Source organism: Priestia sp. 53B2 (genome assembly GCF_056099005.1).
Genome location: NZ_JBLZXA010000020.1, coordinates 779,841 through 793,265 on the forward strand (window position 1 = coordinate 779,841; position 13,425 = coordinate 793,265).

At 37.9% G+C, this 13,425-nt stretch carries 15 protein-coding genes and 1 other RNA gene; 11 read left to right on the plus strand and 5 right to left on the minus strand.

What is annotated here, in order from left to right; translation table 11 throughout:
- Window positions 1-25 precede the first annotated feature (25 nt).
- From ACN6NE_RS18110 to ACN6NE_RS18155, 10 genes are all read left to right on the plus strand, one after another.
- Window positions 26-577 (plus strand): SLOG family protein, encoded by a 552-nt coding sequence (locus tag ACN6NE_RS18110; RefSeq protein WP_028414057.1) that lies wholly within the window; start codon window positions 26-28, stop codon window positions 575-577.
- A gap of 104 nt (window positions 578-681) precedes the next feature.
- On the plus strand, window positions 682-1,014 hold the full coding sequence (gene gpsB, locus ACN6NE_RS18115) for a cell division regulator GpsB (protein ID WP_013056140.1): 333 nt from the start codon (window positions 682-684) through the stop codon (window positions 1,012-1,014).
- Window positions 1,015-1,077: 63 nt separating this feature from the next.
- Window positions 1,078-1,466: RNase P RNA component class B (rnpB, locus tag ACN6NE_RS18120), an RNA gene on the plus strand.
- 247 nt (window positions 1,467-1,713) lie between these two features.
- Complete coding sequence (locus ACN6NE_RS18125) at window positions 1,714-2,058, plus strand: lmo0954 family membrane protein (protein ID WP_474326332.1); 345 nt, start codon at window positions 1,714-1,716, stop codon at window positions 2,056-2,058.
- 36 nt (window positions 2,059-2,094) lie between these two features.
- Window positions 2,095-2,721: a PspA/IM30 family protein gene (locus ACN6NE_RS18130; RefSeq protein WP_013056142.1), complete on the plus strand. Its 627-nt coding sequence runs from the start codon at window positions 2,095-2,097 to the stop codon at window positions 2,719-2,721.
- Window positions 2,722-2,856: 135 nt separating this feature from the next.
- On the plus strand, window positions 2,857-3,585 hold the full coding sequence (gene liaF, locus ACN6NE_RS18135; protein ID WP_013082358.1) for a cell wall-active antibiotics response protein LiaF: 729 nt from the start codon (window positions 2,857-2,859) through the stop codon (window positions 3,583-3,585).
- Window positions 3,582-4,628: a sensor histidine kinase gene (locus ACN6NE_RS18140; protein WP_013056144.1), complete on the plus strand. Its 1,047-nt coding sequence runs from the start codon at window positions 3,582-3,584 to the stop codon at window positions 4,626-4,628. Before liaF ends, ACN6NE_RS18140 begins: the two co-directional genes overlap by 4 nt.
- Window positions 4,621-5,247, plus strand: a complete 627-nt coding sequence (locus ACN6NE_RS18145) for a response regulator transcription factor (protein WP_129707227.1) — start codon at window positions 4,621-4,623, stop codon at window positions 5,245-5,247. The genes ACN6NE_RS18140 and ACN6NE_RS18145 overlap by 8 nt, the downstream gene beginning before the upstream one ends.
- Before the next feature lie 132 nt (window positions 5,248-5,379).
- Window positions 5,380-7,047 carry a glycoside hydrolase family 13 protein gene (locus ACN6NE_RS18150; RefSeq protein ID WP_474326337.1) on the plus strand — a complete coding sequence of 556 codons (1,668 nt, stop codon included), beginning with the start codon at window positions 5,380-5,382 and terminating at the stop codon, window positions 7,045-7,047.
- Window positions 7,048-7,257: 210 nt separating this feature from the next.
- A complete protein-coding gene (locus ACN6NE_RS18155) occupies window positions 7,258-8,403 on the plus strand; it encodes a THUMP domain-containing class I SAM-dependent RNA methyltransferase (RefSeq protein WP_013056147.1) in 1,146 nt (381 codons plus the stop codon).
- A gap of 44 nt (window positions 8,404-8,447) precedes the next feature.
- Here the strand turns inward: ACN6NE_RS18155 and ACN6NE_RS18160 are convergent, their stop codons facing one another.
- On the minus strand, window positions 8,448-8,576 hold the full coding sequence (locus tag ACN6NE_RS18160) for a hypothetical protein (protein ID WP_013056148.1): 129 nt from the start codon (window positions 8,574-8,576) through the stop codon (window positions 8,448-8,450).
- 159 nt (window positions 8,577-8,735) lie between these two features.
- Between ACN6NE_RS18160 and ACN6NE_RS18165 the strand changes: the two genes are divergently transcribed.
- Window positions 8,736-9,230, plus strand: coding sequence for a hypothetical protein (locus tag ACN6NE_RS18165; protein WP_474326341.1), 495 nt, complete (start codon window positions 8,736-8,738; stop codon window positions 9,228-9,230).
- A 34-nt stretch (window positions 9,231-9,264) separates the two neighbouring features.
- On the opposite strand, the gene ACN6NE_RS18170 is transcribed toward ACN6NE_RS18165, so the two are convergent.
- Genes ACN6NE_RS18170 through ACN6NE_RS18185 form a run of 4 tightly spaced genes read right to left on the minus strand, consistent with a single transcriptional unit; the run spans window position 9,265 to window position 13,404 of the window.
- Window positions 9,265-10,077, minus strand: a complete 813-nt coding sequence (locus tag ACN6NE_RS18170) for a carbohydrate ABC transporter permease (RefSeq protein WP_013056150.1) — start codon at window positions 10,075-10,077, stop codon at window positions 9,265-9,267.
- A 14-nt stretch (window positions 10,078-10,091) separates the two neighbouring features.
- Window positions 10,092-11,045, minus strand: coding sequence for a carbohydrate ABC transporter permease (locus ACN6NE_RS18175; RefSeq protein WP_474326344.1), 954 nt, complete (start codon window positions 11,043-11,045; stop codon window positions 10,092-10,094).
- A complete protein-coding gene (locus ACN6NE_RS18180) occupies window positions 11,029-12,276 on the minus strand; it encodes an ABC transporter substrate-binding protein (RefSeq protein ID WP_474326346.1) in 1,248 nt (415 codons plus the stop codon). The genes ACN6NE_RS18175 and ACN6NE_RS18180 overlap by 17 nt, the downstream gene beginning before the upstream one ends.
- A 36-nt stretch (window positions 12,277-12,312) precedes the next feature.
- A complete protein-coding gene (locus tag ACN6NE_RS18185) occupies window positions 12,313-13,404 on the minus strand; it encodes an ABC transporter ATP-binding protein (protein ID WP_474326349.1) in 1,092 nt (363 codons plus the stop codon).
- Between the last annotated feature and the right edge of the window lie 21 nt (window positions 13,405-13,425).

A 13,425-nucleotide genomic window follows, 5' to 3' on the forward strand; every position in this document is an offset into this window, starting at 1 on the left:
TATTTTGTTACAAAGGAGTTATATAATGAAAGTGCTAACGGTTACTGGTTATAAGCCATTCGAACTTGGGATTTTTAATGAAAAACATCAAGGCATTACATACATAAAAAAAGCGCTCTATAAAAAATTACAGGAATTAGTAGAAGATGGATTAGAATGGGTATTGATTAGTGGCCAGCTAGGAGTAGAGATTTGGGCAGCAGAAGTGGTATTTGATCTCCAGCTCGATTATCCCGAGCTTCAGTTAGCTGTTTTAACACCGTTTTTGGAGCAAGAAGAAAAATGGAATGACGTCAATAAAGAATTGTATGAATTCGTCTTAAGTCAAGCCGATTATGTAGATAGCATCACAAAAAAAAAATATGAAAGTCCAGCACAGTTTCGGTTGAAAAATCAATTTTTAGTAGAAAAAAGTGAAGGTATTTGTTTAGTTTACGACGAAGAGCACGAAGGAAGTCCTAAGTATATGTTAGAAACGGCTAAAAAACGTGCTGAACGAGAAGAATACCCTATTATAATGGTGACGTCTCACGACTTACAGGATATCGTGGATGAAGAAAAATTTTCGTCTTTTTAACGCCACTTGGCGAAACATTTTAAAAGATAAATTGACATTTGAAGCTATTTTTGAAAAAATGAATTATAATAAAGATAAGGTTTATCGTATTCGAGGTGATAGAGATGTTAGCTGATAAAATCCGTTTAACGGCCAAAGAAATTTTAGAAAAAGAATTTAAAACAGGCATGAGAGGCTATAATCAAGAAGAAGTAGATAAGTATCTAGATTCTGTTATTAAAGATTATGAAGCATTTCATGAAGAAATTGAAGCATTACAAACTGAAAATTTACGCTTAAAAAAGCAAGTAGAAGAGTTATCTAAAAAGCCGCAACAACCTTCATTTACCCCGCCGCCGGCTCAACAGCAGCAGCAAGCGGGTACGACAAACTTTGATATTTTAAAACGTTTGTCGAACTTAGAAAAACATGTGTTTGGAAGTAAATTATACGAATAACCTAAAAATAGGAGTTGCATTCAACTCCTATTTTTATTATACTAAGGAAAGTCGTTATCAATAACGTTCGGGTAATTGCTGCATCACATATGAGGGTGTAGAGGAAAGTCCATGCTCGCACAGACTGCGATGTCTGTAGTGTTCGTGCCTAGCGAAGTCATAAGCTAGGGTAGCTGTTAAAAGCTAACGGCGGGGAAAAAGCCTAAGTCTTTTTAAGATATGGCTTGACTACTCTGAAAGTGCCACAGTGACGAAGTCTTATCAGAAATGGTAAGAGTGGAACGAGGTAAACCCCTCGAGCGAGAAACCCAAATAATGGTAGGGGAACTTTCTGGAAGGAACTGAACGGAAGGAAGGACAAAATGGTTACATTTTGTAGATAGATAATTGCCACCGGAGTACGAGGTAGCTAGCCGCTTGCAGTACAATGGTACAAAACATGGCTTACAGAACGTTATTGAGAAGCAATCGACACTTGTTGTTATACACTATATTTTAATCCAACACAGCTCTTCGTATAACGGAAGAGCTTTTTTATGTCAAAATGACAGCTTATCATAAGCTGTCATTTTTTTTGTACAATCAGACTGAGCTTGTTGTCAGCCTCAGGTCTTAGGAGAAAATAAAGCTCTAGCTCGTTTTGAAAAAACGGTATAATCCTTAAACTAAGTATATAGATAAGCGAAAGGAGGAGACAAAATGAAAAAAGTTGGTTTGTTTTTGATTGGAGCGGTAGCTGCTATCGTTCTTCTTGCAAATGCCGGTCCGATGGTAGGACTTGCACTTGGCTTGGTTATTTTATACGTAGCATTTAAAGGGTTTGTTAAATCAGAGACCCCCTTTAAAAAATGGCTCTGGGGATTTATTGGTGTTGTCGTACTCTTAACAACTGTTTCAAACCTCCCGGCCCTTGCTGGTATCATCGCAGCAGGCGTACTTTACATTGTATATAAAAAGTGGAACAGCAGCACCCCTATACAAATGGAAAAAGAAGATCCGTTTAAGCATTTTGAACGTCAGTGGGCTGACTTAAATCAAAAATAATAAAAGTTTACTTTATTATCTAAGGAGAGGAACAAAATGAGAAACTTATTTACTCGAATGAAAGAAACGATTTCTGCAGACCTTCATCAATTGCTTGATCACAAAGAACAAAAAAATCCAATTGCTGCACTAAACCACTATTTGCGTCAATGCGAGCAGGAGACCGAAAAGGTAAGGCAGCTTGTTGAGCGACAGCACACGTTAAAAGAACAGTTTAATCGCGAATATCATCTGGCCCTTGACATGATGAAAAAACGCCATGAGCAAGCACAAGTAGCACAAGCAGCTGAAGAAGCGGAATTACATGAATTTATTTTAAAAGAACATGCTCACTACGAAGAGAGAGCAAAGCGCGTAAAAGAATCTTATGAAGATGCATCCAAGCAGTTAGAAGAGCTTGAACAGAAGTATGAAGAAATGAAGCATAAGGTAAAAGATATGCATATTCGCCGTATGGAACTAATGGGGCGCGAAAATATTGCTCGTGCGCATCATCGTATGAATTCAGTAATGAAAACAGAAGCATCTTATACGTCCTACAGCCAGTTTGACGAAATGGAAACCTATATTGACCAGCTTGAAAATCAAATTAATACAAATTACTATAGACAAACGGTAGACAGCAAGATTGCTGAATTAGAAAAAAGAGTAAAATCATCGTAAAAAAACAGTGTTTCTGCATAAAACATGGTATTCTAAAAAAGGCGTAGGTTTCTGCGTCTTTTTAAGGTGAGAGAATAGATACCTGCAGCATCCAAAGAACGCTATGTCATCTACGAGGAGAAAGGAGAGAGAGCTGTGCAAAGCGTAAACAAAACAGAATCTCTTATGTTCATTTTTATTTGCAGTTTATTTGTCCTGTTTATTGAAATTATGTTTTTTCACAGCGGCTTGATCTTTTCTGTATTAATTGCCGGTGCGTTCATGTATATTGGGCGAAAAAAAATGAGAAGAAAACTAGGGCGCATTTTATTTTGGATTGGCGTTATTGGGCTTGTGTTGAATATATTTAATACGGTTGCCTTTAAGTTTTTAGTTATTGCTCTTTTTCTGTATTTTTTACTTAGATTTATTCAATCAAGAAAGCATCCGGTTGAATTCAGACCAACTGACGAATTTACACAGCAGCCAAACCAAAGTTTGGTGCAGGTCCGGCCGGTTTTGACGAATAAACTTCTTGGTAGTCAAAGAACCGAAGACTCCGTATACGAATGGGATGATATTAATATTCAAAGCGTATGGGGAGACATTGTAGTTGATTTAAGCAATACCGTTCTGCCAAAAGGCGATGCGGTTATTTTTATTCGTCAAGTGTTTGGAAATATTAAAGTGCTCATTCCTTACGAAACGGAAGTATCTGTGAATCATTCTAAACTAGCAGGAAACGTAACGGTTTTTGGACATCAGCGCGGCTTTTCGTTCAATGAAAATTTGTCTATCAAAACAGAGGAATTTGATCAATCTGCTCATAGGGTGAAGATTGTTACAACTGTTGTGATTGGAGATTTAGAGGTGCAAAGGATATGAGTATTCTTCAACGGCAGTTATTATGGGGGATTTTCTTAAGTTTTTTTGTATTTGTATCCGTGCTCCTTACCGTGTTTTTTGCATATCCTGTTTTTCAACTTAGCGACTTATGGAAAACAAGCGTATTTGGCATGCCTTTTGTGCTGTTTTCCTTCAGTTTAAGCCTTACGATTGGAAGCGTGATTGGAGGAATCATGGGGTTTATGTGGAGACAGCAGTGGACATATGTTGAAAATCGATTATATGAAATAGAAAATGGCCACCGGCATATGTCGGCAAATGAACCGCTTATTCAAGAAACGTCTCGAATTATAAGCCGTTTAAATAAAGTAGATCATAAAATGATTCTTCAAGCACAGCAATCTCAAAAGATGGCAACGGAAAAAGTGGAAAATCAGCAAAAGCAAGTGCAAGAAATTGTTTCTCAGGAAAGAAATCGGCTTGCTAGAGAACTGCATGACTCCGTTAGTCAGCAGCTATTTGCCGCTTCGATGCTTATGTCTGCTATTACGGAATCCAATCTTACGCTACAAGACTCTGAAGCTAAGCAATTAAAGATGGTTGAAAAAATGATTAATCAATCACAGCTTGAAATGAGGGCTTTGCTTCTTCATCTTCGTCCTGCAGCATTAAAAGGAAAATCGCTACAGGCTGGAATGAAAGAACTGATGAATGAGCTTGCTCAAAAAGTACCGCTTGAATTAAATTGGAAAATAGAAGGATTTGAACTTGATAAAGGCATTGAAGACCACTTGTTTAGAATTTTGCAAGAATCCGTATCAAATACGCTGCGTCATGCCAATGCAACAGCTTTAGATGTGCTACTGATTAAACGTGACTTTTCCATTATTTTACGTATTGTTGATAACGGAGTTGGTTTTGATGTAGAAAAGGAAAAAGTCGGATCGTACGGCCTGCAAAATATGTACGAACGCGCAGTTGAAATTGGAGGCCTATTAAAAATTATTAGTTTGCCCGACAAAGGAACAAAGCTAGAAGTGAAAGTACCGTTAGTAGAAAGAGAGGAGAAGCAAAATGATTAATGTACTGTTAGTGGATGATCATGAAATGGTTCGTATTGGCGTAGGAGCGTATCTGTCGGCTCAAGCAGACATTCATGTGATAGCTGAAGCAGCAAATGGCCAACAGGCCGTTGAATTAGGGCTTCAGCTACGCCCGGATATTATTTTAATGGATTTAGTCATGGAAGAAATGGACGGGATTGAAGCAACAAAACAACTGATTAAGCAGTGGCCAGAAGCGAAAGTGATCATTGTCACTAGCTTTCTAGATGATGAAAAAGTATATCCCGCTCTAGAGGCAGGGGCAACAAGCTACTTATTAAAAACGTCTAAAGCAGGAGAAATTGCAGCTGCTATTCGCCGTACATATGAGGGGCAATCTATATTAGAGCCCGAAGTAACCGGTAAAATGATGTCTAAAATGAGAAAACCGTCTTTACCTCATGAAGAACTGACAGCTCGTGAAATGGAAGTTTTACTGCTAATGACACAAGGCAAAACAAATCAAGAGATTGCAGACGAATTATTTATTGCGCTAAAGACGGTAAAAACACATGTGAGCAATTTATTAAGTAAGCTGGATGTACAGGACCGCACTCAAGCAGTCATCTATGCCTTTAAACACAAATTAGCGCAGTGAAAATCGTTATTCAAAAGAGAATAACGATTTTTTTTGTGAAAAACCTATTTTTTTGCATGTATTCATTATAAAATAGCGATATGCGTAAATGCGAACGCTTACGTAAAAGCACTATTTTGAGGGGTTGAGCACATGGAAAAGAAATGGTGGAAAGAAGCTGTTGCGTATCAAATCTACCCGCGAAGCTTCATGGATTCAAACGGCGACGGAATTGGTGACATTCAAGGGGTTATTTCAAAATTAGACTATTTATCTGATCTTGGAATTGATGTCATTTGGATTTGCCCGATTTATCAGTCTCCTAACGACGATAATGGCTACGATATCAGTGATTATAAAGATATTATGAAAGATTTCGGAACAATGGAAGACTTTGATGAGCTGCTAGATGAAGTTCACCATCGCGGAATGAAGCTGATTATGGATTTAGTTATTAATCATACTTCAGATGAACACCCTTGGTTTGTAGAATCTAGGTCTTCTAAAGAGAATCCATATCGTGATTATTATATTTGGCACGAAGGTAAAGATGGAAAAGAGCCAAACAATTGGGAATCTATTTTTAGCGGATCAGCTTGGGAGTTCGATGAAAAGACAAAAGAATATTACATGCACGTATTTTCTAAAAAACAGCCCGATTTAAACTGGGAAAACGAAAAAGTACGTCATGAGCTTTATGAAATGGTTAACTGGTGGTTAGATAAAGGAATTGACGGCTTTCGTGTAGATGCTATTTCACATATTAAGAAAGTGGCCGGCTTCCCAGATCTGCCGAACCCTGAAAAGCTAGATTATGTGCCATCGTTTGAAGGGCATATGAATCGACCGGGAATTCAAGAACATTTAAAAGAGCTAAAAGAAAATACGTTTGCCAAATACGATATTATGACGGTTGGAGAGGCAAATGGTGTAACATCGGACAGCGCAGATGAATGGGTAGCTGAAGATGGCGGAAACTTCAATATGATTTTTCAGTTCGAGCATATGGGACTGTGGGATAAAGGAGAAGAAAAACCGCTTGATTTAATCGAGTTAAAAACGATTTTAACTAATTGGCAAAATGGTATAGAAAAAATCAACGGCTGGAACGCTTTATATTTAGAAAATCATGATCAAATTCGTTCTGTAAATAAATTCGGCAGCATAGCTTACCGAGTGGAAAGTGCAAAGTGCTTAGCTGCACTATACTTTTTAATGAAAGGAACACCGTTTATTTATCAAGGACAAGAACTTGGAATGACCAATGTTAAGTTCGATTCTATTGACGATTATGATGATGTTGGTATGATTAACTACTACCGTATTCAGCGTGAAAAAGGCGATTCACATGACGAGATTATGAAAGTGATTTGGGAAACAGGGCGCGATAATTCAAGAACGCCAATGCAGTGGAATACAGAAAGAAATGCAGGATTTTCTACTGGGAACCCTTGGATGAAGGTGAATCCAAATTACGTAGATATTAACGTAGAAGAGCAGAAAAGTGATAAAAATTCGGTACTGAATTTTTACAAACAGCTCATTAAAATTAGAAAACAGCATGATGTGCTGGTGTATGGAACTTATAAGCTGTTGGCAGAAGAAGATTCCGCTATTTATGCGTATACGCGAACATTAGAAGGTAAAACCGCTGTTGTTATTTGTAATATGTCACCGAATAATCAAACGTTCGAGTTTCCTTCAGAGAGCTCATTTGCAAACAGAGAAGTGCTGATTCATAATTATCCGTTGGATAAAAACGAAACGCTTGAAAAATGTACGCTGCACCCATATGAAACACGTGTATACTTACTTTCATAAACAAATTGAGCAACCGTTTGCGCAATTTTTAAAGTGAAAAGCTTTCAAAAACACATTTATATGCGACATAGGTGAAGAAACTGCTGGCTCTATCATGAGCCAGCAGTTTTTGCATTTTAATAAAAAGACGGAGAAAGCTTTGACTACGGCGCATGTATATGGTACTTTTACACTTAGTGTAGATAATTAGAAACAAAATGAGGTTGAAAAATGGCGAAATATAAAATTATTGCAACAGCAGCAATGGGAATTGAAGCACTGGTCGCTAAAGAAGTGCGTGCTTTAGGATATGACTGTGAAGTAGATAATGGCAAGGTTATCTTTGAAGGAGACGAGCTCGCAATTGCTCGCTGCAATTTATGGCTTCGTACAGCAGATCGAATTAAAGTGCAGGTTGGACAGTTCAAAGCTCGTACGTTTGATGAGCTTTTTGAACAAACAAAAGCATTAAATTGGGGCGATTATTTGCCCGTAGATGCACAGTTTCCTGTATCGGGAAAATCAGTTAAATCTAAATTGTTCAGCGTATCAGATTGTCAAAGCATTGTGAAAAAAGCAATTGTTGACAGCATGAAAAAACATTATAACAAAACAACAGGCTGGCTCGAAGAAACAGGGTCAACGTTTAAAATTGAAGTAGCGCTATTAAAAGATGTTGCTACATTAACAATTGACGCAAGCGGTGCAGGACTTCATAAGCGCGGTTACCGCGTTGGGCAAGGGGAAGCTCCTTTAAAAGAAACACTGGCAGCGGCTCTAATTATGCTAACGCCGTGGAATGCGAACCGTCCGTTTGTCGATGTTTTTTGTGGTTCAGGTACAATTGCTATCGAAGCAGCGCTTATCGGTCAAAATATTGCACCAGGATTTAACCGTGACTTCTTATCAGAAGAGTGGCCATGGATGTCAGCAAGTATTTGGGACAAAGCGCGCGAAGAAGCAGAAGACTTAGCGAACTACGACCAAGTGCTAGATATTGCTGGTCATGATATTGACCATCGTATGGTAAAAGTAGCGGAGCAAAATGCATTTGAAGCTGGACTTGGAGATTTAATTCAATTTAAGCAAATGCAAGTGCGCGATTTTACGACGCCGAAAGAATATGGAATCATTATTGGTAACCCTCCGTACGGCGAACGTTTAAGCGATCGTCCTTCTGTCGAAAAAATGTACGCTGAAATGGGCGAAGCGTTTTCTAAGCTTGATACGTGGTCCATTTATATGCTTACATCTCATGAACAATTTGAACAATACTACGGTAAAAAAGCAACGAAAAAACGCAAATTGTTTAACGGGTTTATTAAAACAGACTACTATCAATACTGGGGACCTCGTCCTCCACGCAACGATCAATAAATACAAAAGCCAAGCGGTGTAAAAACCAGCTTGGCTTTTGTACTTTATTTCTTTTTCAAACCCCGATAAGCTAGCATTCCAAACATGCCTATACCGAGCACGACAATTAATAAAATAAACCAAAATGTAGCATTAAGCAGGTATTTATATAGTCCGTCATAATAATCATGCATATACTCACCCCATTATGTTTTTTTATAGTATGGGCGAGTAGCACTGCAATATATGTATTCATTTCTTTTCAATAGCAGGCTTAAAACGAGAAATGATTAGCTTATTTCTAACATATTTACGAAAGGGAAATCTCATACTAAAACCTAAGAAGTGATAAAATGAGAAAAAATCGATCAGCACGGATTTTTTGGGGGATGATGCTTCTTTCATGGTTAACCATCCCTTTTATAAGACGACAGCATATTAAGCGCTATTTATCATCTACTATGTTTATTTCCTTTTTAATTATGGTTGAAAGCTATATTGCTGAAAAAAAGAAGTGGTGGATATTCCCTAATCCTCCTCATCCATATCTAACAGGTGAAGCTGCTTTACTTTTAGGTCCATTTTTAGCAGATTCTTTATGGATTAAAAAGTTCACATATGGCCATTTTGGAAGGTATATGTTATTAAATGCAATCGTAGATACATTTTTTGTTTATCCTTTTCAACGAGCTATGAGCCATGCAAAGCTTTTTAGGGTAGGCACATTTAAAGAGTACCATTTGCTAGGTATCTTTCTGTTGAAAGCTGCTTTAATGTACGTTTACCAACATCTAGTAGTAGAGAAACCGAAACCTCAGCGTGCTTTAAAAAATAATGCTATAGAATAAAGGGGCAGGCAGGGCAGCGTGATTTTCTTGCCTGCTATTTTAATGCCCCAGATGTCATTCCTGAAATGAAATGTTTTTGCAAAAACACGTACGCAATCAATAATGGGATAGAAGAAAGAACGACTGCTGAAAACAGCATAGGGTAATTAGTCAGAAATTCCCCTTGAAAGTCCAATAGTGCAATAGGCAGCGTTTTTACTTCTTTAGATTTTAACAATAGCAAAGGGAATAACAGATCATTCCACACAATCACAAACGAAAAAATTCCCACTGTAGCCATTGATGGTATTGAGAGTCGAAGAGCGATTTTTGAATATATTTTCCACTCTGACGCTCCGTCCATGCGAGCAGCTTCGAATAGTTCCCTTGGCAAAGTTTTCATAAACCCCGTGATAATAAACACACCGATGGGAAGCAAAAAACTTATGGAGACGATAATGACGCCTGTTAGCGTATTGACGAGCCCAAGCTTATTCATCAGCAAAAAGACAGGAATCATATTGACTTGAGTAGGGACAATCATTCCGCAAACAAAAAAGCCGTATACAATCCATCCAAGCTTTTGAGGTAGCTGAATAATAGCATAAGCAATCATGCTTGAAAACCATAGAATAAAAAACGTGCTAAAGACGGTAACAATCACGCTGTTTTTAATATAGCCAAAGATGGGTTCATTGACGAGCAGCTGTTTATAATTTTCAATATTCCAGCCTGCTGGTAATCCGATTGGGTTGCTGTAAAGTTCAGGCGTTGTTTTAAAGGTTGTTAATAAAACCAAGCTTAAGGGCAACAGAATGATTAAACCGTATATCCCTAAAATCAGTTGTCTGAATGGGTTTTGTTTCATAAAAGAATCTCCTTTTACATTTTGGTCAAGCGAAGTACGCGAAATTGAAGAAACGTTAAAAGAGCAATCACAATCATAAATACAACTGAAATGGCAGAGGCATAGCCGAAACGAAAATTAATAAAAGCTTCGTGATAAAGCAGTGTCGAAAGAATTTCAGTTGAGTTGGAGGGACCTCCATTTGTCATTGCAATGATTAAATCAAATGCTTTAAAACTTTGTATGGTCGTATAAGCCACAACCATTGTCGTAGCTGGAGCTACAAGAGGCCACGTAATGCGTTTGAATTTTTGCCATCTTGTTGCTCCATCAATACTAGCAGCTTCATATAACTCACTGGGAATAGCTTGAATTCCAGCTACAAAAATAATAAGCATTTGACCAGTATGTGCCCAAAATTGTACAAAAGCCAAGCTGTAAATTGCGATATGCCCATTTCCAATCCAAGACTGGGTCCAATGCTCAAGGCCTATTTTACTTAAAAATAGGTTAACTCCTCCAATGTTGGGGTCATACATAAAGTTCCACGTGAAGGCAATCGACACGGACGAAATAATCGTCGGTACAAAAAAGAGTGAGCGATAAAATGTATTCCATGCAGAATTTTTATAAAGTAAAAGTGCAAAGCCTAAGCTCAATAACGTTTGAAAGATCAGCACGCCAATTGTGAACTTTAAGTTGTTTGTAAGAGACTGTGTAAAAATAGCATCGTTTGTTAAAATTTCTTTGAAGTTTTGAAACCCTACAAATGAGAACTGAGAAGACAATCCATTCCAATCAGTTGTGCTTAAAAATAAAGCAGAAAGCGTTGGCAATGCAAAGAAAACAGTATATATGATAAAACCGGGAAGTAAAAACAACCATAGATGTCTGCTTTTAGAGATACTTTTAAATGAAAAGAGAGGAAAAGAGAACAAAGGGGTTCTCTTTTCTTCTTCTTGAATAGACGTATTAGTTTTTAGCGACACGTTCTACCTCTCCTTGTGCTTTTTCAGCAGCTTTTTTCGCTGACATACCGGATAGTACGTCCTGTACAGATGTTTCAACAGCTTTTGATACGCGCTCATTTAAAATTGTAAATCGAGGTTGGAAGACCGTTTTTTTGTCTTTCCATTTTGCGCTTTCTTTGAGTTCAGGTGAATCATATTTCACGTCTTTGACCGTTAATAACTGGCCAGTAGCATTCGCATACTCAGAAGAAATCTTTGGATCTGCAAGGAAAGTTAAAAATTTCTTAGCAGCTTCTTTGTGTTTTGATTTTTCAGCAATACCTAATAAGAATGTCGTGGTATGAACACCTTCGTATTTTGCTTTATCTTGATCCACTGTAATCGGTGCAAGCAAACCTTGATCAATCTTCGGATTTTGCTGTTTGACTGTAGCCATCATATAAGAACCTTGAGCAAGCATTGCGCCTTTTTCCTGAGCAAAAAGTGCTGCAGCACTTTCTTTTTTCGTACCAAGAGCATCTTTTTGGAAGTAACCTTTGTCATTTAATTCTTTAATTTGAGATAGCGTTTTGATAAACCATTCATCAGTTAGCTTGCGCTTGCCCGTTTCTACTTCGTGAAGGGCGTTGTTTGTAGGTTCATTATTCATAATCATTGGATTAATAAATTGAGAAGGACTTACGTCTCCTGAAAATAAAATCGGCGTGTATCCATTTTTCTTTAATGTTTCAGATGTTTTTAAAAAGCTATTCCAATCTTTAGGAACATCCAAATTTAGTTTTTCAAAAATGCCTTTGTTATAGACAGGGATGTTATAGACTAGCTGATAAGGAAGAGCATATTGCGTATTATCCGCTTTACCCGCTTGGATTAGCTTTTCGTCAAATTTGCTGAGTAAGTTTTGGTCGTCCAGCTTTGCAAAACCGTTTGCTTTGCGAATCGTTTCAAATTGACTTCCTGGAAAACTAGCAAATACATCGATACCTTCTCCAGATAGTAGAGATCCTTGAATTTGTGATTGATAGGAATCAGAAGGAAAGACGGTCATTTCTACATGAATATTTGGATTTTTCTTTTCAAATTGCTCAATGATAGAATCGAAAGATTTCGAATCTTCTCCTCGCCAATGCGTAAAGTTAATGGTTACTTTTTTAGAAGAGTCGCTGCTTTCGCCGCTTGTTGAACTGTTTTTGCCACAGCCCGCGATGATCACGGTGAGCATTGCTAACAGAATTAATAATTTTTTCATTTTAGTTCCCCCGCTTATAAAGTTTTTTCTATATGATTATTTATCTATTTTGATACGGTTGGTAGATGCTTGGTCAAAGAAATGAGCATGATTCATTTGAAAATGAAATGGAAAGTGCTGATGAACTTGAATATGTTCATCCCCAGGGATTTTAGCCACAAAGAGCTGGTCTCCTAAACTACTGTATAGTATGTACTCTGCTCCTAATAACTCAGACACATCTACCGGAAATGAAATATGAGGAGCATCAGAAGAGGCGCGCGTAATATGCTCAGGTCGAATCCCTACAGTAATGAACTGATTGTTGTAGCCTTTTTTATGTAACGAATGCATTTGATTTTCTGTCAGTTGAAACTCATGTTCACTGATGTGCAGTTTGCTGTTCACTACTTTTCCTGTGAAAAAGTTCATTCCCGGTGATCCTATAAAACTGGCTACAAACTTATTCTCTGGAGCATTATACACTTGCATAGGTGAACCTATTTGCTGAATTTTTCCGTCTTTCATAACTACGATTCTGCTTGCCATCGTCATCGCTTCTGTTTGATCGTGGGTTACATAAATAATGGTCGTCTGCAGCCTCTGATGAAGCTTACTGATTTCAGCACGCATTTGTACGCGAAGCTTCGCATCAAGATTAGATAAAGGCTCATCCATTAAAAAAATTTGGGCATTCCGTACAATTGCTCTTCCTAAAGCCACCCGCTGACGCTGCCCTCCTGATAACGCTTTTGGTTTGCGTTTTAAATAGGGTTCTAAGTCCAAAATACGAGCCGCTTCACGAACGCGCTCATCAATTTCTTGTTTTGGGACTTTGCGGAGCTGCAAGCCAAATGCCATGTTGTCGTAAACTGTTAAATGAGGGTAAAGCGCGTAGTTTTGAAACACCATTGCAATATCCCGGTCCTTAGAAGGTAAATCGTTTGCACGATTTCCATTAATAAGCAATTCTCCTTCTGTTATCGATTCAAGGCCGGCGATCATTCGAAGGGTAGTGGATTTGCCGCACCCTGAAGGTCCTACAAATACAATAAATTCTTTGTCTTGAATACGAAGATTGAAATTATCAACTGCAAGACTATCTTTTCCGTATTTTTTATACACATGCTGTAACTGCAGTTCTGCCATTTTTTCTCCTTTCAGCAGGCT